The organism is Zooshikella sp. RANM57, assembly GCF_050749885.1.
Classification (GTDB): domain Bacteria; phylum Pseudomonadota; class Gammaproteobacteria; order Pseudomonadales; family Zooshikellaceae; genus Zooshikella.
Genome location: NZ_JBOIUB010000005.1, coordinates 251,540 through 273,716 on the forward strand (window position 1 = coordinate 251,540; position 22,177 = coordinate 273,716).

Below are 22,177 nucleotides of genomic sequence, written 5' to 3' on the forward strand. Positions count from 1 at the left end.
CAAAAAAACGGGCCTTGAGGATTTCCCCTTGGCCCTAAGATCATTGCTCACAAGAAATACTTTTAAAAATTTCCGATTTAATGTTATTCCTGATAACTACTAATCGGTGGGCAGGAACACATTAAATGCCGATCACCGTACACATTATCAATGCGATTTACGGTTGGCCACACTTTATTTTCTTCCACCCATGCTAATGGATAAGCCGCCACCTGTCGGGTATACAAACGTGTCCACTCATCGCTGAATAAATCAGCCTGGGTATGAGGGGCATAACGCAATGGACTGTTTTCTACTGCATATACGCCTTGAGCAACTTGCTCAATTTCCTGCCGTATATAAATCATCGCTTCGCAAAAACGGTCTAATTCTGCTTTTGATTCACTTTCCGTGGGTTCAATCATCAATGTACCCGGTACAGGAAATGACATGGTTGGCGCATGAAAACCAAAATCCATCAAGCGCTTGGCAACATCCTCTTCTGTCACACCTGTTGCCGCTTTCAGTGGGCGTAAATCAATAATGCATTCGTGCGCGACATAACCCGCTTTACCCGTATAAAGCACGGGATAATGGTCTGCCAAGCGCTTAGCAATGTAATTTGCATTTAAAATAGCAATTTCAGTGGCCTGAGTTAGCCCCTTGCCCCCCATCAATTGCAAGTAAACCCACGAAATGGGCAAAATACTGGCACTACCATAGGGTGCTGCAGACACAGGCCCTACTGTCTGATTTGCATTAATAGGGTTACCAGGTAAAAAAGGCGCAAGATGCGACTTAACGCCAATCGGTCCCATACCAGGACCACCCCCACCATGAGGTATGCAAAATGTTTTATGCAGATTTAAATGCGATACATCAGAGCCAATCAGACCAGGCTTAGTGAGCCCCACTTGTGCATTTAAATTAGCCCCGTCCATATAAACCTGACCACCATGCTCATGGATAATTTCGCACAGTGTTTTAACACCTTCTTCAAATACGCCATGTGTCGAAGGATAAGTAATCATGACACACGACAATTGATCACTATACTGCTTCGCTTTATTTTCAAGGTCTGTTAAATCCACATTTCCCTGCTCATCACAAGCCACAATGACCACACGCATCCCTGCCATCGAAGCACTGGCGGGGTTTGTGCCATGGGCAGAACTAGGAATTAAACAAACATCTCGCTGCTCTTGACCAATACTTTCATGATATTTACGAATGGTCAGCAACCCTGCATATTCGCCTTGAGCACCCGAGTTTGGCTGTAATGACACATCATCATAACCAGTAATTTCTGCCAGTTGTTCACACAATGATGTAAGCAACTGCTGGTAACCTTGGGTCTGAGTGCTGGGTGCATAAGGATGAATACCCGAAAATTCAGGCCAACTGACAGGTATCATCTCTGTTGTAGCATTAAGTTTCATGGTACATGAGCCTAATGGAATCATACTATGTACCAGCGAGATATCTTTATTCTCCAAGCGCTTGAGATAACGCAGCATTTCTGTTTCAGAGTGGTAACGACTAAATACAGGATGGGTTAAAAATGCTTGTTTCCGCTGTAATTCATCAGGAAAAGCAGGGGCATTAGCCAGCGCTCTATCTAGCTGTGTTACCTGTAGGCCATCACTTTTGTCACCCAATAGAACACGCCATAATACTGTAAGCGCTTCAGGCGTCGTTGTTTCATCCAGACTAATCGCGACTTGCTGTTCGCTGACAACGCGCAGGTTAATACCTTCATTTTCTGCCCGGGCAAGCACCTCTGCAGTCTGCTCACCGGTAGTTAATAACAACGTATCAAAATAGTGTGAAAATTCTGGCGTAATACCACCTTGAACTAATCCAGTAGCAAGAATTTGCGTCAACCGGTGCACCCGTCTCGCAATTTTCTTTAAACCTTCCGGCCCATGATAGACTGCATAAAATCCAGCCATATTCGCTAATAAGGCTTGTGCTGTACAAATATTTGAGGTCGCTTTCTCGCGACGAATATGTTGTTCACGCGTTTGCATCGCCATTCTAAGTGCAGGACGGCCACGACTATCTACTGAAACACCTATTATTCGTCCTGGCGCAGAACGCTTAAACTTATCCTTTGTGGCAAAAAAGGCCGCGTGAGGACCACCATAGCCCATAGGAACTCCAAACCGCTGAGCAGAACCAACCACAACATCCGCCCCGAAACTACCTGGCGGTTCCAACAGCACTAAGCTTAATAGGTCAGCCGTCACGATGGCTAAAGCCTGCTGCTGATGTAAGGCATCAATTATTGTTTGTAGTGGCGCTACTTCACCCAAGGTACTTGGATAAGCAACTACGCCAGCGAATACATCATGGTTTTCTATATCACTCACCGCGCCCACAATAACCTGTATGCCTAAATATTCGGCACGTGTCTTAATCAAAGCAATTGTTTGGGGATGAATATCACTGGCGACAAATAAGCGATCACTACGTTTTTTATTAACACGCTTACACATAGTCATGGCTTCTGCTGCTGCCGTAGCTTCATCTAGCAGTGAAGCATTTGCCAGTTCCATGCCTGTCAGGTCAGTCACCATTTGCTGAAAGTTTAATAACCCTTCCAGTCGGCCTTGGGATATTTCTGGCTGGTATGGCGTATAAGCCGTGTACCAACCCGGATTTTCGAGTACATTTCGCAAAATTACTGGCGGCACTACGGTGTCATAGTAACCCATGCCAATATACGACTTATAAGGTTTATTCTGTGCCGCCAGCTGTTTAAGTTGTGCTAATACCGTTGTTTCATCAACAGGTTCAGTCAGCGTCAAAGGTTCAGATAAACGAATGGCTGCAGGTACTGTATTCTTAATAAGCTCATCAACGGTACTGATGCCCAGCTCAGCCAGCATCGTTTTAACATCATCAGGTGATGGCCCAATATGGCGCTGGATAAAGTCTTCATAAGGAAGCAAACTACTGAGTGTAACCATATGCGTTGTCATGCCCCTACTCACATCCTATCAACGGAAATTAATAATGATTTGAACCTTCTATCCGCAGTGCAGCAAGCCATACTTGGGAGTCATAGCACCGCTTCGCATCAGTGATTTTTATTACTAATTTTTTTAGGTCACGATTAAATAGCTTTAAATTCTTTATTTATTATTCAAAGATACTTTTAACAAACACTAATCAATTTCTGTTTCAAGTAGTGCCTGGTAAGCATCAGCATTTAAAAACTTTGAAGCAGGTACTGGGTGAACTGGTTGCAACTGAATTAACCAACCTTGCTGATACGCCTGTTGATTGAGCAACACAGGCTTATCCTTAATTTCATCGTTTATGGCAAGCACCGTTCCTGCAAATGGCATTAAAATATCCACTTCTGCCTTGCATGACTTAATGGCAATACAAACTTCCCCCATCTGAAAATGCTGTCCAATCTCAGGTAAACATACTTGAGTGATATCGCCCAACCGCATTTGTGCATGATCAGTAATACCCAGGGTTACAGAATCACCACCATTAACCTTAAGCCACTCATGTGTAAAACTATACAAAACATCAGACTTGATGGTGCACATGGTGAATGTCCTCTGCTTAGTCCTCGTATAATTTTATGGAGTTAATTTTCTCAAAATAGTACTCACACTGCTGCCAACGCGCTTTTATGACATATTAAGCAACAGGTTTATCGAATTTTTTACATTCCCGTTTCAACAAAACAGAATGTTTAATGATTATGTTTAAAATTGGCAGTCACACAGTACTCAATGTTTTCTAGTTATTATCTGTAATGTATTGATTCGCATCCTCTTCAGTTTCTCTGAAAAAACAGCCAGTCAACAAATACCTTTTACTGAATACTGTTGCACTGGCTGAATCCAAAGACCCATTGGTCGTTTCAGTACAACTCTGGTGTTTCCTCACAGAAAATCATCCAGTGTTGTCCTGTTGGATTTAAGATGGAAGTCTTGAGAATAACAGTAAGCTGAACCCTGTTAACCATGGATCAGCTCAATTGGAATGTATCAACGTTTTTCCTCTAAATCAACTTTGTTTCGTAAAGGAAACTCTTTTCTTGACGAACTCCCCTTCTTCGATCCATAGTGATAATCAGCACTCTTGTGAGTTGGCATACTATAAAGGTTGAGGTAGTATCCTTCACTTTTTGCAACAGCCCAATTGGAGTACCCCGTATGGCGGAAAGCCCGCGTCTCCCGAAAATGCAAACGCAACAAACCAGTAGTGAGGCCCAGGTTGAACCCATGCAACTCGGCAAGCGGTTACGGGAAATCCGTCTGAGTAATAACTGGACCTTGGAAGAAGTCAGTCAACGTACTGGCTTAGCCCGATCCACGTTATCTAAAATTGAAAATGATCAGCTTTCACCCACATTTTCAGCCGTTCAGAAACTCACAAAAGGATTGGGGATCGATCTACCACAATTATTTAGTAAACCGCTACAGCCCATGACTATGGGGCGCCGAGATGTCACCCGTAACCAGGCAGGTAAACCTCACCCAACCGCTACTTATGAGCACGAACTGTTAGCAACACAACTTGTTAATAAGAAAATGGTTCCATTCAAAACCATTGTCAGGGCTAGGCAATTTAGTGATTATGGTGACTGGGTTAGACATGCAGGTGAAGAATTTTTATTGGTATTATCAGGTTCTCTTTATTTTTATAGCGAGTTTTATGAACCTGTTGAGCTTTTTACCGGAGATAGCGTTTACTATGATGCCAGTATGGGTCATATGCTGGTCTCGACAAGCGATGAAGATGCTGAAATTTTATGGGTGATGGCAACATAACACTTCCCTACTTTTCTTTCGACTATACAACGTATCTTGTATAGTCTTTCATCATTAATCCTAACAAAAAAGATTTTTGATGTATGCTATCTCAGATAATGTCATATGCCCTACCTTGTTCCTGCCATTTACTCATTACTCACTTACACCATCTGCCACAGCAAATTCATGACTAATTGTTGCATCGTTATGACGAATGCGATAATTTGTTTCAAATAATAAAAAAATAGGGTGTTGATAAAATAATTTCCATTCGATGCGTATATGATTCTTTTTTGTGTACCTGACAAGTAAAAAAAGCAAGCGAGTAGACAAAAAATACTTGTCTTCCATCACCACAAATACACATCGACTTGGTATCATCACCAGCTGATTTATAACCAACATGAATTATTTTTTTTAGCAGACATCGTAGTGAAGAGGATGAGCTATACAACAACGAAGCTTTTTACAGTTTCGTAAACAGTATAATTAACTGAGAATAACACTAACGTAACTGTGCAAGGTAATTGTGAACAATTGGCTTTCAACAGTTAACGTCTGACCATCCCGCTTTATTGCATTGTTGTCTTGCTAGAACGTAAAAATAATTTGTGAATGGTTTATAGCTTTATAACAACAAATGTATCCCTTGATGGATAAGAGGCGTAATTGATGGAAGTTTATCAAATAATCAAAGATATCCTCGACCCTATAGACTCCTTTGTATGGGGACCAGTAATGCTGGTTCTAATTTTAGGTGTGGGGCTTTATTTAAGCCTTGGTTTACGGTTTCTTCAACTTAGAAAATTAAGTACAGGATTCAAATTACTGTGGCAAGGCCGTGCCCCTGAACAAGGCGATGAAAAAGAAGGTGAAATCAGCCCATTCAATGCGCTCATGACCTCCTTATCTGCCACGATCGGTACAGGTAACATTGCAGGGGTCGCTACTGCTATTTTTCTCGGTGGGCCTGGTGCTTTATTCTGGATGTGGTGTACAGCCTTAGTCGGTATGGCAACTAAGTTCGCCGAAGCCGTTTGTGCCGTCAAATACCGTGAAACGGATGAAGATGGGAACCATATTGGTGGACCTATGTACTACATCAAAAATGGTTTGGGGCAAAAATGGTTATGGCTTGGTACCACATTTGCCGTATTTGGTGCAATCGCTGGTTTTGGTATCGGTAATACCGTTCAGGTTAACTCAATAGCTGAAGCCTTACACACCCAATGGGGAATTCCTCCGCTTGGGACAGGGATTGTCGTCATGATTATTGTAGGTTTAGTGATCATTGGCGGTATCAAAGCAATCGCTGAAGTAGCTGGTAAACTAGTACCCTTTATGGGAATTTCCTATTTACTGGCGGGTCTGGTTGTACTTTTCTTAAATGCCTCAGAAATACCTGCTGCTTTAAGTATGATTATCAGTTCAGCATTTACTGGCACTGCCGCTACAGGAGGGTTTGCAGGTGCTGCCATCTGGGCAGCTATTCGCTTCGGGGTTGCACGTGGCGTATTCTCCAACGAAGCAGGTTTGGGTAGTGCACCTATAGCTCATGCCTCTGCACAAACCCATGACCCTGTCCGCCAAGGGCTAATTGCCATGCTGGGTACTTTTATCGATACTATTTTGATCTGTAGCATTACCGGTCTGGCCATAATCACTTCAGGTACCTGGACACTAGGTGAAACGGGTTCTGCGCTCACCATGGCCGCATTTGAGCAAACCATACCAGGCATTGGCGGGTATGTTGTTACCATAGGTTTAGCTGTTTTTGCTTTTACCACCATCTTGGGTTGGAGTGTATATTGCGAACGCTGTATCCAGTTTCTGTTTGGCTTAACTGCGATCAAAATCTTTCGCGTTTTTTGGCTGGTTGCCATTCCTTTGGGTGCCTATGCGAGCTTGGATCTAGTCTGGCTCATTGCAGATATTTTGAATGCTTTAATGGCAATACCAAACCTCATTGCGCTCGCCCTACTAAGCCCCGTTGTGTTTAAACTTACTCGTGACTATTTTTCACAAGCACCTGTTAAACAGAACACCTCAAACAGCGAAGCCAACGGTATATAGTCTCTTCCACCAGCAGAGAAACTCTGCTGGTTTTATTAAGCGCTTCAATTCGGAATGATGAGATGACAATAACCAACGCACCTTTACAACAAACGCCTCTGAATACCCTACACGAAGAGCTTGGGGCTAAAATGGTGCCCTTTGCGGGCTACCATATGCCCTTACAATACCCGATGGGGATTAAACAAGAACACTTACATACTCGTTCTCAGGCAGGCTTATTTGATGTTTCACACATGGGGCAGGTTTGGTTGCCTTTAGAGGCTGAGGCAGGATTGGAAAAGCTGGTACCTGTAGACATTCTGGATTTACCTGTTGGTAAACAGCGTTATGCACTCTTTACCAATGAAGAAGGTGGCATTCTTGATGACTTAATGGTGGCCCGCTTCTCTGATGGATTCATGTTAGTTATCAACGCTGCGTGTAAAGAGCAGGATATTGCACATCTTCGTCAGCATCTTGGTGCAGATATGGTTAACGTGCTTTCCGATCAAGCACTGGTTGCACTACAAGGGCCTGCTGCAGCAAATGTTTTGAGTCACTTTATCAACGAGCTGGACACCATGCTCTTTATGGATGTTCGCAAAGTTACCCTTTGTGGCGCAGAGTGTTTTATTAGTCGCTCAGGTTATACTGGCGAGGATGGATTTGAAATATCCATTCCTGCCGCGGATGCCCAAACTGTGGTCAAAGCAATACTGGAACATCCTGAAGTTGCACCCATTGGTTTGGGCGCACGAGACTCACTCCGTCTTGAAGCAGGACTATGTTTGTATGGTAATGATATTGATAAATCAACCACACCTATTGAAGCGGCTCTAAACTGGGCCATCAGCAAATCCCGGCGTACTGGGGGTAATCGAGCAGGTGGTTTTATAGGTGCAAAAACCATTTTGGCACAGCTCGATAAAATAACGCCAGTACAACGTAAACGCGTTGGTTTACGTACACAGGGCAAAGCCCCTATCCGTACAGGAACCCCTTTAGTCAATGCTACGGGCGAGTCAATCGGCAGTGTCACCAGTGGTGGATTTGGTCCCAGTTTAGGGGCACCAGTGGCCATGGGTTATGTTAATTCTGAGTATGCCTCAATTGATACTGAACTCTTTGCAGAGGTGCGAGGCAAACGACTACCTGTCAATGTCTGTAAAATGCCCTTTGTCCCCCAGCGTTATTATCGTGGATAAAAACTCAAGAACACATTATTCAGTTAGTGTTGCCACAAAAAAAGGGAGTGAATACTCCCTTTTTCTTATCCAAACAATGTCAACTAAAACTATTTTTTTACCCACTGACCACCTGTATTTTGGATATACTGACCTGGTGGTGTTTTTTCAATTGCTTTTTGTCCTGCCAACTTACCAATCGTCGAGAGTGGGACACCATTTCGCTTAGCAAGTTGCTCATATTTTTGTTTACGTTTTTGATTTATTTCAGTAATCAGCTGCTTTGCTGCAGCATTGTTAACCACTAGCCCTAAATATCCATTTAACTGCTCACCCACCAAACCTTGTTGTTTTGCATCTTCTAAGCCCATTGCTAAAACAGTGAGGGGTACACATAAAATTAAACCAAGTACTAATAAACGAAAGCTATGTACTATTTTCATTACCCCTCCTAAAACAACTCGCTGTCTTCACTAAAAATCTCATCAAGCTCTTTATCTATTTTTACTTTAATCTCATGCTCGACTTTGACGTTTAAATTTATGGTAATAGGTTTTTCTGGCACAGCAACCTCCACACGCGGCGTACACCCGACTAAAAAACTTGCGAGTAAACTGACCGCTGCCACCGACAGCATCCATTCTTTGTTCATAGTGTTATGCTACTCAATACTAATGCCTTAACTTGTCAGTAAGACGTTGAGAAAAACGTAAACTTCTTAGCAACATTAGCATATTTTCCTCATGCTGGTAATTAAAGTTCACTTGTCGGGTCTTACTTAATGAAGGGTTATAGCCTTTTATTGTTACTTTAAATTTAGCATCACCCTTTTCATTTAAATCAACAGAACTCTCTAACATTGAAAAATGCAGATTTTCTAATGCTTTAATGGCTGATGAAAACTCGGGTCGACTTTGTTTCATTGCTTCAACTGCAGGATTATTTTCTAATTTTATAAACCCTCCGGATTTACTGGCTTGTATTTGTCCTGCTTTGATGGTGATCCCACTGGTTGAAAAGCGTAGAGGTAATCGACCTTGTAATCGACCCTGTGCAGATAAACCTGGTTGCTGCTGCAAAGCCACCAAATTACTAAGTGAAATCCCATCAAATGTTGCATAACTATTAACAGGATATGGCGGTAATAGGGGTATTTGTTTTACATAAACATTACCTTGTAATACCTTAACATTCACTCGTTCCAGATTTAACCAAGGAGAAGGCCTGTTTTTGACAACCATGTACCCTCTCAACCTTTGCAATGGAATACCGACGTTCAGTTGCTCAACCTTAAACTGGTTTTTCGCCATTGGTGAAAAACTTAGCTGACTACCAATGGCCTCAATTTTCCAGCCTAAATCCATTTCAGCACCCAACCACTGGTAATCTTGATACTGTCCAGCCAACTGATTAGCCGACAGTTGCGCATTTGCCAACCACTGTGTTCCAGTTTGCCAATTAGCTTCAACCTGGAAATGTGGCGTCAAGGTACCTGAGGACAGCGACAGACCATCAGGCCAAATAGGGTAGCGAGAAAAAGAACGTTGCAGTTGCTTAGCGCTGATCGTGTTCCAACGTGTATCAACCCTAAGCTGTTTTTGTAACAGGTTAAGCTTTGCTTGACCCTGCCAGCGTAAGGAAGATGTCCAACTACCTTCCATATGATAATCCAACTGTTGGTCCTTTAACTGAATATCATGTGTTGCATTCAAGCTTGGCAACTTCACTTTTTTTATTTTCAAGCCCGTTAGAGCGCTGACTAACGATCCCTGAATATCCCACCGAAAAGGATTGACTTGAAAATTGGCCTGTATTGGCTGCTCAGTTGTAATATCAACTCGACGAGCCGTTAATGTGTTATGCACAACATCATGAAACGTAAAAACAGGTCTCAATGTAAACTTAATATCCATAGGTAAAATGGCTAAATTACCGTCCATTTTAAATTGGTAACTACCAAACAAGATACCTTTATGTGTAAGTGTTTTCACACCTGACTTTAAATTTAAATTAAATACAGCGTTACTGCTCATATCATTAAAATTTAACTGGAATGGCTTAAACGCCAAATACCCTTGATAATAGCTATGATTAACATAAATCTGCCAAGATGAACTTTGTAATACACTCTGTTGGTATTTTATGTTACCTGGCATCTGCAAAGTGATTTCTTGGGGGAAAGCCATTTCACCAAATGCTTTATTACGTAACCCAAATATAGATGATGGCCCCAAATAGGCATCTATATTCTGTAAAGAATAATCTTCAAACTTAACCACACCCCAAGCATGCCCTTTCACTTGTGCTTCAACTTTGTGTCCCATTGAAATAGCATTATTACTGGTAAGCAGATTAAATCCCAAAAAACCATTATTAATAATTGCCTTTGTGCTTTTACCTTTTTCAGTAACAGGTATTTTATAATAGGCAAATAATTGTGTTAAACCTGGCTGAAACCGTACTCTATGGACTAAAGAAGGTAATACAGTACTTGTCGGAATAGTCCAAAAGCCTATATTCCCTGACACTTCCTGTTCCGTTAAGCGCCCTTTTACATATAGCTGAGCACCTATTTCTGACGTTACTCTAGCAGTATAGTTTGCTTCTTCAGGTAAAATACTGGCATCAAGTATAATCTCAAACTTATATCCCGAGTACACAATGGAGAATGGTTCAACCGTTAAGTAACTTCTTACGGGCAATAAAGGAAATAATTTTTTTTCACTGCTCGCTGTTTTTGCCTTTGGAAAGACCTTTATAAGATTAGTTAAATTATGATAATTAAGCTGTTTAGGATGAATGTTAAATTTTACTGTTCCTTTCCAGAGTTCAGATAAATTTATCTGTAAATAATGAAATTCAAGGACAGATGCTTGTTGGCAATGAATATTTATATTTCCAAGTTTTAAACGCCCAAAGCTATCCCACTCAGCCTGATCGAGGTACACAGCTATATTTTCATCAAAATCAATATGGTTGACCGCAACAGGGATTATCCACGGTAAAGAAACGACTAACGCAACAATAACAGCCAAGCATATAACCAACCAAACTGTTATTTTTTTTAACTTAGCAGCCAACATATTTTTGCTCTTCCTCTTATCCGCTTAAAGAGCCAGGCATACCTATAACGTACACTTCCAGTATAAATGATGGACAGTAATGAGGATATTAGGAGATATAAACTCATTAACCACAGCAAGGACGCTATGGCTAATGAGAGAATAGTACAACTAGAAGGATTGTCGCAGTAAAGGCTTGACTACCGTTGGCTTGTTATAGTCAGACGGTGCGATATCACTGTATATTTCATTAAAGATATTACGAAGTTCTTTCTGACGGTCTTTAATAAAATGGTAACGGGTACTGGTCACTTGGTCAGCAGCCGCTTTACTACGTAAGATAGTTGGTTTAAGAAAAACCATAATATTGGTTTTAGTGACTTCTTTTCTTTTGTTTCTAAATAAATGCCCTATAACAGGAATATCTCCTAAAAAAGGCACTTTTGTTTCAATATCTTTCACTCTATCTTCAATTAACCCACCCATGACTAGAACCGCTTTATCTTCAACCAAGACATTCGTGGTGATGGTTTTTTTATCAATCACGATATCCTTGGCATTTTCAAGCTCTGTCTGAGAAACATCCGATATTTCTTGTGATATTTCCATTGTAACCGTGTTACCAGGATTAATTCGCGGCGTCAGCTTTAATATAATGCCCACATTTTTTCGGTCATAGGTAGTAAATGGGTTACTGGTAGTAGAAGACGAGTTTGTTTCTTGTCCTGTGACAACAGGTACTTCTTTACCTACATTAATTTCAGCTTCTTTATTGTCTAAGGTAATGATATTTGGCTTAGAGAGTACGTTAACAGACTCATTACTTTTAAAAGCCTTGATCAATGAGCGTAGTGAACCATTTCGGAAAAAACCAAATGTAAAGCCTTTACCAATATCGAGATTCCCATCTTTATCTTTTGAAAGGCTACTAAAATTTCCAGTCGTATGTGTTCGAGCAAAGGCTCCATCCTTACCAACAGCTGAATTAGAGGTACTCCAGTCCACACCGATTTCGTTATCAATTTCATCACCCACAGAAACAATTAATGCTTCCACTAATACTTGAGCTCGTCGAATATCTAACTTCCTAACAACATGCTGGATCGTTTTCATTAATGTTGGCGGCGCAGTAACCACAAGTGCATTAGTACTTTCATCTGGCTCTATGCTGACTTCCGCATTGGCCATACCCACATCCTTACCTTCTTTTTTTATTGAGCCAGACATTTTTTGTAAAATGGGTGCAACATCTTTTGCTTTGGCATAATTTAAATAAAAAACTTGCGTATCACCGTTACTGGATTCAGAGTTATCCAGCCTGTGAATTATTTCCCGTAGTTTACGTCGCTTAACAGCATCACCACTCATTAATATACTGTTACTACGCTCATCAGCTGCAAAGTCAATTGTAAATGCTTTGCTCTGTGGTGAAGCACCTTTAGGCATTAATGCTTTCAAAATAGTCACTACATCTTTTGCATTAGCATGTGCTATTGGTACAATTTCAATATCCAATGCACCTGCGTTATCAATTCGCGAAATAATTTTTGATATTTGCTCGATATTACCTGCTCGGTCAGACACAATCAGGGCATTACTGTCAGGATAAGCAATCAAGTGACCTGTCTGTGGTACTAATGGCCGCAACATACTGACCAGCTTAATAGCAGGAATGTTCTTAGGCTTTATAACCTTAACAATCATTTCATCATTGCCACTGTGGCTCTGTCCCTCCATCAGTGGAACAGCACTATGACGAGCAGAAGCATCAGGTATAATCTTTACGACTTGTCCACTCTCAAGTGCCGTATACCCATGCACTTGTAAGACAGATAAAAAAACCTGATAGGCTTCTTCTGCCGTGAGTGACTCTTGTGAAATAACAGAAACCTTGCCTTTTACCCTGGGATCAATCACAAAGTTTTTATTTGTTCTTTCGGCTATCCATTGAATAAATGTACGAATATCACCGTCTTGCATATTGATTTTAATTTCTGCTGAGCTTGCAGAAATGCTTTGATCTTGAGGCGTTGAAGCATTAACAAAGAATGCAGGTGATGTGCTCACTAGCCCCCAAATGAGCCACGTGCTGAAAAACTGTTTCATAGTACTTCAGTCAAACTACCAGTAAGATGGATTAATTAAATTGTGCTCGCAGCGCTTCTAAACGGCGACGTATTTCATCTCTACGTTTATCAGGCGAAGATATCCCTGAAGGTGTAATGGGTGGCCGAGATGGGTAACCAGAATAATGCCGCTGACTCACTCTACTATCACCACCTTCACCTTTAATCAAAGGTAAATTTTCCAGTTTACCCCCACGCTCTAATGTAATGTGGGTTGGCTTTATATCACGAATGGCAACACCTCCTGATAAAGTATCACCTACTCGTAAAAGCTTACTTTGATTATTGTTTGTCTGGACAACAGCAGCTGAATCACCCGCATGGGTAGAGAAAAATACAGCTTGTAACTTCATATTAAGTTTTGTGATAGGTATTTCTGGCGTGACTTTAACTTCCTTTTCTTTTTTGGGTGGTTCGCCAAAAATTGCATGGGCTATTTTTGGTAAATCCTTTTCATTAGCATCAACTTGCTGCATGACCTCAGAATCATTTTTTACAGCAACACCTGCACTTGAGAGTAACTGCTGTGTTCGATGCTCATTATCCTGAGCCTGCAGATACCCCCAATAACCCACAGTGCAACTGCTAGCAAGCAAGATGACCCCAACTGTCCGGTCAATCAAAGTATGAATAGTGCTCACAATATTTCAGTGACTCCTAAAGCTACATCCAGGTATCCCATTACCAATGAATAGCAGTGGCTCATACCTCTTTACGACGCTTGTCATATAATTACTGTGGGCATTCTAACTAATCACTGATAGTTTTTGAAGACAATCACATCAATACCAAACTGATCTCTCTATATTCAACAGTCATTATTAACAAAAAAATTTTTCCCATAAAAAAACGGACTCTAATGAGTCCGTTTTTTAGGCTGGCCATATTCCCTATACAGAGGGTGTTGTATCAGGGATTATGACGCTGCTTTTTTACCTTTTTTACTTTCTTTGTCTTTTACTAACTTTAGAGATGCTTTCTGGCTATTGCCATAGTAGGCATTAGTCAACAACTCTTTTATTTCAGAAATGAGCGGATAACGAGGGTTCGCAGGAGTACATTGATCATCAAATGCTTCTTCTGCAACATTATCAAGTTTTGCTAAGTAGTCTTTCTCACTCACGCCATAAGCCTGAATAGACTCAGGAATACCCACAGCTTTCTTCAGATCTTCCACAGCTTTAATCAGGTTCTCAACTTTTTCATCCTCAGTTGCACCACTCAGACCAATGTACTCAGCAACACGTGCATAACGTACTTTAGCTTGTGGGTATTTATACTGAGGGAAAGTACCTTGTTTAGTAGGTACATCAGAAGCATTATATCGAATCACTTCTGATATTAAGAACGCATTCGCCAAACCGTGTGGAATGTGGAAAGCTGCACCGATTTTGTGAGCCATTGAGTGGCAAACACCCAGGAATGCATTTGCAAAAGCAATACCTGCCATTGTCGCCGCATAATGCACTTTAGCACGTGCTTTAGGGTTCTTAGCACCTTCCGCATAAGAATCTGGCAAGTATTTAAATAACAAGCGAATCGCTTCTAATGCCTGACCGTTAGTGTACTCATTTGCAAATACAGACGCATAAGCCTCAAGTGCGTGAGTCAACGCATCAACACCACCAAATGCAGTTAATGCAGGGGGTAGATTCATCACCAAATCAGGGTCAATAATGGCCATGTCTGGTGTTAACTCATAGTCAGCAATTGGATACTTAATACCAGTTGAAGTATCAGTTACCACTGCAAAAGGTGTTACTTCTGAGCCAGTACCTGAAGTGGTAGGAATAGCAACCATTTTCGCTTTGATACCCAGTTTAGGGAACGTATAAATACGTTTGCGGATATCCATAAAGCGTAATGCTAGGTCTTCAAAGCGTACTTCAGGGTATTCGTACATAACCCACATAATTTTTGCTGCATCCATAGGCGAACCACCACCCAAAGCAATGATTACATCAGGTTTAAAGGCATTCATCATTTCAACACCTTTATTTACTGTAATCAGTGATGGATCTGCTTCAACCTCATAGAAAACTTCAGTTTCTAAACCAATACGGTCAAGTACATCAGTTACCTGATCAACATACCCACTGTTGTACAGGAAGGGGTCAGTAACAACGATAGCGCGCTTACGATCTTTCAGCTCTTCTAGAGCAACAGGCAGTGAACCATTCCGGAAATAAATGTCTTTAGGTATTTTGTGCCACAACATATTTTCTCGCCGACATGCTACTGTTTTAACGTTAATAAGGTGTTTAACCCCTACGTTTTCACTTACAGAGTTACCACCCCAAGAGCCACAACCCAATGTCAATGAAGGTGCCAGACGGAAGTTATACAGGTCACCAATCGCACCTTGAGAAGCAGGCATATTGATCAAAATACGACCTGTTTTCATGGCCTTACCAAAAACATTGATACGATCTTGATTAGCAAACTGGTCAGTATAAAGGACAGAAGTATGGCCTATACCACCAAGCTCCACTAAAGCAACCGCTTTTGCTACAGCATCGTCATAGTTTTTAGCACGATACATGGCTAATGTGGGTGATAATTTCTCGTGTGCAAATGGCTCTTCAGTTGCAGTAGAATCACATTCAGCAATCAAAATCTTGGCTTCTTTTGGTACTTCAACACCACCAATCTCGGCCACTTTCCATGCAGGTTGTCCCACAATGGCAGGGTTCATGTTGCCATCAATAAGTACTTTGGCACCCACACTTTTCTTTTCATCTTTCGATAAAATGTAAGCACCACGCGCTTGAAATTCACGCTTAACTTCTTCGTAAACACTATCAACAACGATCACAGACTGTTCAGAAGCACAAATCACACCGTTATCAAACGTTTTACTCATGATGATTGAGCTAACCGCCATTTTGACAGCCGCTGTTTCATCAATTACAGCTGGTGTATTACCCGCACCAACACCAATCGCTGGCTTACCAGAAGAGTAAGCAGCTTTCACCATACCTGGGCCACCAGTAGCAAGAATCATATTGATGTCAGGGTGACGCATTAAGTGCTGTGACAGCTCTACAGATGGCTCATCGATACAAGCAATAATACCTTTTGGAGCACCTGCTTTTTCTGCTGCTTCACGCACAATACGCGCAGCAAGAGCAGTAGATTTTTTAGCACGAGGGTGTGGAGAGAAGATAATACCGTTACGTGTTTTTAAGGCTAGCAGTGCCTTAAAAATGGCAGTAGAAGTGGGGTTTGTGGTGGGAACGACACCAGCAATCAAACCAATGGGCTCAGCCACTTTTAGAATGCCGTAAGTCTTATCTTCTTCAAGAACACCACAAGTTTTGTCATCTTTATACTGGTTGTAGATATACTCAGAAGCAAAGTGGTTTTTAATCACTTTATCTTCCGCAATCCCCATCCCAGTTTCTTCTGCAGCAGCTTTTGCTAACTTAACACGCTGGTCGTTAGCTGCTAATGCAGCAACGCGGAAGATTTCGTCAACTTGCTCTTGGGTAAAATCTGCATAGGCCTGCTGTGCTTTTTTTACTTGAGCAATTAACTGATCCAGCTTATCGAGGTTACTGACACTCATGTCGTACTCCTATAAACGCAAAATAAAAAATTCTTTTCAGCACTGGCTTGAGCTGTTTGCTAGCGGTTTCATTCAGGAGTGCTTTGTTTAAGGCAAGTCTAGTACAGTTCTATAGCAGCAAACTTGATACATGTCATTATGTAGTAAACTTACCAAATCATTACACAAATAAAGCAAAACTGTTGTTTTAAAACGTCGCTTTGATGTGATATTCCGAAAAAATGGCCTGCAGTTTCAGCAGTGTATCCTTTGACGGCGGCTCAACACCGGCTAATGGATAACGATCACCGAACGCTTCCCACTTATGCTTCCCTAATTCGTGATAGGGCAATAACTCAACTTTTTCCACGTTACTCATCGGTTGGATAAACTCAGCCATTTGCCGAGCTGTTTTTTCATCATCTGTGTAGCCAGGCACAACTACTAAACGAATCCAGGCAGGAATACCTTTTTCGGCCACATATTGAGCAAACTTCAATGTTCTCTTGTTACTTACACCCGTCAATGCTTTGTGGCGCTTATCATCAACTTGTTTAAGATCTAATAACACTAAATCAGTATGTGCTAATAGGTCATCCAGTTCTTGGTTATATTTAGTTGCATAACCATTCGTATCCAAACAGGTATGGATATTTTCTTCTTTAAGGGCAGTAAACAGTGCTTTAACAAACGGTACTTGCAGCAAAGGCTCTCCGCCAGTCACCGTTACACCTCCATTAGAGGCTTCCATAAACGGCTTATAGGCAACAATTTCTTTCACCAGGTCGCCAGCAATTTTTTTCTGCCCACCATCAAGATCCCAGGTATCTCTGTTATGACAATATTTACAGCGAAACAAACAACCTTGTAAAAACACTACATAACGTGTTCCAGGCCCATCAACGGTTCCAAAACTGTCCACAGAGTGGACGTTACCCGACACTTGCAGAGGATCAACACTGACAGCGTCTTTAAAAGGATAGATTAGTTGTGTCATTCACCACCTAATACCACTGGCATTGATCGGCTCTCTCCACGAGAGAACAAAGCCAAATAAGTTATGCTGAAGATTAGTCTATACCATCTTCACGCAACCTTCAGACACTAAGAAGCAGGGCTATGCCCTGCTTCTTAGGAGCGTGATAGTCTTCAGAAATTACATTCTGGCATGGAATGTCCGGGAAATAACATCCATTTGCTGCTCACGTGTCAATTTGACAAAGTTAACAGCATAACCTGACACACGAATGGTCAATTGTGGATATTGCTCTGGATGTTCCATCGCATCCATTAAGGTCTCTTTATTTAACACGTTAACATTAACATGGTGACCTGTTGCTTTGAAATAACCATCAAGCATCGCACTTAAGTTTGTCACTTGAGCAGTTTTATCTTTACCTAAACCTGCTGGTACCAAAGACATGGTATAAGAAATACCATCTTCTGCATCATTGTAAGGTAGTTTAGATACTGACAGTAATGAAGCTAATGCACCTTTTTCATCACGACCATGCATTGGATTAGCACCAGGTGCAAATGGTTCACCCGCTTTACGTCCGTCAGGTGTTGTACCTGTTTTCTTCCCATAGACAACATTAGAAGTAATTGTCAGGATAGACTGAGTAGGTACAGACTTACGGTATGTTGGATTCTTACGAACGTGTTCCATAAAGCGATGTACGACATCAACCGCAATCTGGTCAACACGGTCATCATTATTACCAAATTTAGGAAAGTCACCTTCAATCTGGTAATCCACAACATAACCTTCATCGTTACGTACTGGCTTCACTTTTGCGTACTTAATAGCTGCCAGAGAGTCAGCAACGATAGACAAACCGGCAATACCACAGGCCATAGTACGATACACATCACGATCATGTAGAGCCATCAGCGCAGTTTCATAGCTGTAGCGATCATGCATATAGTGAATGACATTCAAAGATTTAACGTACTGATTAGCAACCCAGTCCATGTAGTGATCGAAACGCTCCCAGACTTTATCAAAATCCAGGTATTCATCAGCCATGACTTCCATTTTTGGTCCTACTTGTAGACCAATTTTTTCATCCATACCACCATTAATGGCATAAAGCATTGTTTTTGCTAAGTTACAGCGAGCACCAAAGAACTGCATTTGCTTACCAATGCGCATAGCTGATACACAGCAAGCGATACCATAGTCATCACCAAACTTAGGACGCATTAGGTCATCACTTTCATATTGGATAGAGCTGGTATCGATAGATACTTTTGAGCAGAAATCTTTAAAGTTCTTTGGTAACTGTTCTGACCATAGTACTGTCAGATTAGGCTCAGGTGCTGGCCCCAAATTATAAAGTGTATTCAGGATACGGAATGAGCTTTTGGTAACCAAGGTGCGGCCATCTTCGCCCATACCGCCAATGACTTCAGTTACCCATGTTGGATCACCAGAGAACAGTTGATCATACTCAGGTGTTCTTAAGAAACGTACCATACGCAGCTTAACAACTAAGTCATCCATCATTTCTTGAGCTTCAGACTCAGTCAGCGCTCCACTTTCGAGGTCGCGCTTGATGTAAATATCCAAAAACGAGGAAATACGGCCAATACTCATGGCTGCACCGTTTTGGGATTTAACAGCCGCTAAGTAGGCAAAGTAAGTCCACTGAATCGCTTCACGTGCAGTGACTGCAGGGCGTGAAATATCAAAACCATAGCTCTGAGCCATCACTTTCATTTCTTGTAGCGCACGGACTTGATCAGACAGCTCTTCACGCAAACGCATGACATCTTCATCAAAGAAATCAGGGTTGAGATCAGCTTTTTGCTGTTGTTTATCTTCAATTAAACGGTCAACCCCATATAAAGCGATGCGGCGGTAATCACCAATAATACGACCTCGGCCATACGCATCGGGTAATCCAGTAACGATACCAGCTTTACGACACTTCAAAATTTCAGGGGTATAAGCATCAAACACGCCCTGGTTATGTGTTTTACGGTATTTTGTGAAAATTTCAGAAACCTGAGGAGAAAGCTCCCGGTCATAGGCTTGGCAAGAAGCCTCAACCATACGAATACCACCATTTGGCATAATGGCACGTTTCAATGGCTTTTCAGTTTGCAGTCCAACAATTACTTCAAGATCTTTATCAATGTAACCCGCTGGGTGAGAAGTAATACCAGAAACTACTTCTGTATCAAAATCCAGAGGTCCACCTTTAGCATTTTCCTGCTTCATCAACTCAAGTACTTTTTCCCAAAGTTTTTGAGTACGCTCAGTTGGATCAGCTAGAAAGCTGTCATCACCTTCATAAGGTGTATAGTTTTTCTGAATAAAGTCACGGACATTAATAGCAGTCTGCCAGTCACCGCCGTTAAATCCTTGCCAAGGATCAGGCATATCACTACCCACATTCGCTGTAGCAAGATCATCTTTATACATGGTTATACCCTCGTATTTTTTCTAAAAGTTGCCTGATACCACTCTTCTCATCAACTGATGGTGAGTAATACCCCAAATTCGTTGCATACATATAAAACACAGCAAAAGATTGCCTTTGAGCTTAGGCCATGAATTCAAGACATAGGTGAAGAAAATGATGAAAAATAGTAAACCTAGTTGCCTACAAGCTCTTATTACGGCACGCACAGCTAATGTCACTACAGTGGAAACAGATAATGAATACTCTAAATTTAGCATAGTCAGAATCTGTCTAGAGTTTGAACACTTTGAATGAACAATCTGAAATAAGCAATGAAGTTGCTTAGACACAGAGGTCAATTGACTGAATATCGTTTGAGCAACACATTGCATGATCCACATAATTGTAGCTGGCCTCTCTACCTTATCGGCCAGGAGTCATTTATTTCAGGGATCACCTGAGTCATTTATCTGACGACTGTCTTGGCCGCGAAACTTGATAGCTCAAAGAACCGGTGCGCAACGGCGCTCAGCTTTGAAGTAGTGAGTGTGCGCTTCTGCAAGTGGTGTCTGATATACCTATAAATGTTGTATATAGAATCAAATAACTTTGACTTATTTTTACACCATTTGTTGCGTTACTTTTAGAATAAGTTTGGCAATAAAATAGGGGTTGTATATCACTTAGTATCGTTTAATGCTCACAGATCAAAACTGAATATTATGTACGTAGTTTAACGAAAAGATCTCGCCAAAAACTGACATAGATCAAGTTTGGCTGAAGTAACTCGATATAGTAGTTGTTATTTAATAAAAAAAAAGGAATGCCTTATTCATCCTGCATTCCTTACTAAACCGTCCAACTGAAACAAAAATCACGCAAGTTGTTTAACTACAATCGAACCTGCTGAATAGCCTGCACCAAATGAGCAAATTACTCCGATATCCCCTTCAACTAGATCTTGACGATGAAGATGAAAACATATTATCGAACCTGCTGAGCTAGTATTTGCATATTCATCAAGAATAACGGGCGCTTCATCTGTAGCAGGTTCCCTTCCCAAAATACGGCGAGCAATGAGTTGATTCATATTCAAGTTTGCTTGATGTAACCACAAACGGCGAATTTGTTGGGCACTAATATCTAACTGCTGTAAATGATCACTGACCAAGTTTGACACCATTGGACACACATCTTTAAAGACTTTTCGCCCCAGCTGCATAAACAACTTATCAGCACGATCAACGTCTGATTCAACACAACGATTCAGAAAGCCAAAATTATTGCGGATGTTATTGGAAAACTGGGTAATTAATCGCTCCCCCATTATCATAATAGGTCGTGATGTCATCGCATTGGTTTGATCTTCTAGTACGACAGCAGTGCATGCATCACCAAAAATAAAGTGGCTATCACGATCTCTAAAATTCAAATGGGCTGAGCATATTTCAGGACTCACTACCAGCATACACTTTGCCGAACCTGACCGGATTGCATTAGCCGCAGCCTGAATACCAAAGGTGGCAGAAGAGCAAGCCACATTCATATCATAGGCAAAACCCTTTGTTCCCAATGCGTTTTGAAGTTCAACCGCCATCGCTGGGTAAGCACGCTGCATATTTGAACAGGCGACAATCACTCCATCCACGTCTTGAACTTCTCGACCAGCATCTGCCAATGCCTGACGAGCAGCTATTAATGCCATTTCCGCCTGAATGGACAACATATCATCAGTACGATCAGGAAATTGAGGATACATCCTCGCTATATCCAAAATTCCCTTTTTATCCAAAACATGTCGTCGCTTGATACCAGAGGCTTTAACTATAAAGTCAGCGCTTGATGGCTGAAGAGGTTCTTTATCTCCCATTTCTATAGCCACACTATGTAGCTCATTATAATGACTGACATAAGCATTAAATGAAGCTACAAGCTCTTCATTTGTAATTACATCATCAGGGCTATAAAGCCCTGTTCCAGTTATGACAATCTCAGTCACGGTTGCCTCGCTTGTCGTTATTCTAGGATTGGAT

General features: G+C 41.4%; 15 protein-coding genes. 3 read left to right on the top strand and 12 right to left on the bottom strand.

Annotated elements, in window-relative coordinates; translation table 11 throughout:
* Positions 1-83 precede the first annotated feature (83 nt).
* Together gcvP and ACQ96U_RS12865 are read right to left on the bottom strand one after the other, a co-directional pair.
* The gene (gene gcvP / locus ACQ96U_RS12860; protein ID WP_431721658.1) at positions 84-2,963 is read right to left on the bottom strand and encodes an aminomethyl-transferring glycine dehydrogenase; all 2,880 of its coding nucleotides are present in this window, start codon (positions 2,961-2,963) and stop codon (positions 84-86) included.
* Positions 2,964-3,149: 186 nt separating this feature from the next.
* Positions 3,150-3,545 (bottom strand): glycine cleavage system protein H, encoded by a 396-nt coding sequence (locus ACQ96U_RS12865; RefSeq protein WP_431721659.1) that lies wholly within the window; start codon positions 3,543-3,545, stop codon positions 3,150-3,152.
* Between the two features lie 615 nt (positions 3,546-4,160).
* Between ACQ96U_RS12865 and ACQ96U_RS12870 the strand changes: the two genes are divergently transcribed.
* Positions 4,161-4,778, top strand: a complete 618-nt coding sequence (locus ACQ96U_RS12870) for a helix-turn-helix domain-containing protein (RefSeq protein ID WP_431721660.1) — start codon at positions 4,161-4,163, stop codon at positions 4,776-4,778.
* A gap of 135 nt (positions 4,779-4,913) precedes the next feature.
* Here the strand turns inward: ACQ96U_RS12870 and ACQ96U_RS12875 are convergent, their stop codons facing one another.
* Entirely contained in the window at positions 4,914-5,165 is a 252-nt protein-coding gene (locus tag ACQ96U_RS12875; RefSeq protein WP_431721661.1) for a hypothetical protein, read from the bottom strand.
* A 267-nt stretch (positions 5,166-5,432) separates the two neighbouring features.
* On the opposite strand from ACQ96U_RS12875, the gene ACQ96U_RS12880 reads away from it, so the two are divergent.
* Positions 5,433-6,833, top strand: a complete 1,401-nt coding sequence (locus ACQ96U_RS12880; protein WP_431721662.1) for an alanine/glycine:cation symporter family protein — start codon at positions 5,433-5,435, stop codon at positions 6,831-6,833.
* 62 nt (positions 6,834-6,895) lie between these two features.
* Positions 6,896-8,020, top strand: coding sequence for a glycine cleavage system aminomethyltransferase GcvT (gene gcvT / locus ACQ96U_RS12885; protein WP_431721663.1), 1,125 nt, complete (start codon positions 6,896-6,898; stop codon positions 8,018-8,020).
* A gap of 89 nt (positions 8,021-8,109) precedes the next feature.
* Here gcvT and ACQ96U_RS12890 read toward each other — a convergent pair whose 3' ends face one another.
* The 9 genes from ACQ96U_RS12890 to ACQ96U_RS12930 all read right to left on the bottom strand — a co-directional run bounded on the left by ACQ96U_RS12890 (position 8,110) and on the right by ACQ96U_RS12930 (position 22,143).
* Positions 8,110-8,442 (bottom strand): YdbL family protein, encoded by a 333-nt coding sequence (locus tag ACQ96U_RS12890; protein ID WP_431721664.1) that lies wholly within the window; start codon positions 8,440-8,442, stop codon positions 8,110-8,112.
* 8 nt (positions 8,443-8,450) lie between these two features.
* A complete protein-coding gene (locus tag ACQ96U_RS12895) occupies positions 8,451-8,651 on the bottom strand; it encodes a YnbE family lipoprotein (RefSeq protein WP_431721665.1) in 201 nt (66 codons plus the stop codon).
* A 19-nt stretch (positions 8,652-8,670) separates the two neighbouring features.
* Entirely contained in the window at positions 8,671-11,082 is a 2,412-nt protein-coding gene (locus ACQ96U_RS12900) for a YdbH domain-containing protein (RefSeq protein WP_431721666.1), read from the bottom strand.
* A 150-nt stretch (positions 11,083-11,232) separates the two neighbouring features.
* Positions 11,233-13,128 carry a type II secretion system secretin GspD gene (gene gspD, locus ACQ96U_RS12905; protein ID WP_431721667.1) on the bottom strand — a complete coding sequence of 632 codons (1,896 nt, stop codon included), beginning with the start codon at positions 13,126-13,128 and terminating at the stop codon, positions 11,233-11,235.
* A 70-nt stretch (positions 13,129-13,198) separates the two neighbouring features.
* Complete coding sequence (locus ACQ96U_RS12910; protein ID WP_431721668.1) at positions 13,199-13,828, bottom strand: type II secretion system protein N; 630 nt, start codon at positions 13,826-13,828, stop codon at positions 13,199-13,201.
* A 275-nt stretch (positions 13,829-14,103) separates the two neighbouring features.
* A complete protein-coding gene (adhE, locus tag ACQ96U_RS12915; protein ID WP_431721669.1) occupies positions 14,104-16,755 on the bottom strand; it encodes a bifunctional acetaldehyde-CoA/alcohol dehydrogenase in 2,652 nt (883 codons plus the stop codon).
* 187 nt (positions 16,756-16,942) lie between these two features.
* Complete coding sequence (gene pflA, locus ACQ96U_RS12920) at positions 16,943-17,731, bottom strand: pyruvate formate lyase 1-activating protein (RefSeq protein ID WP_431721670.1); 789 nt, start codon at positions 17,729-17,731, stop codon at positions 16,943-16,945.
* 159 nt (positions 17,732-17,890) lie between these two features.
* On the bottom strand, positions 17,891-20,164 hold the full coding sequence (pflB, locus tag ACQ96U_RS12925; protein ID WP_431721671.1) for a formate C-acetyltransferase: 2,274 nt from the start codon (positions 20,162-20,164) through the stop codon (positions 17,891-17,893).
* An 854-nt stretch (positions 20,165-21,018) separates the two neighbouring features.
* Positions 21,019-22,143: a beta-ketoacyl-ACP synthase III gene (locus ACQ96U_RS12930; protein WP_431721672.1), complete on the bottom strand. Its 1,125-nt coding sequence runs from the start codon at positions 22,141-22,143 to the stop codon at positions 21,019-21,021.
* Between the last annotated feature and the right edge of the window lie 34 nt (positions 22,144-22,177).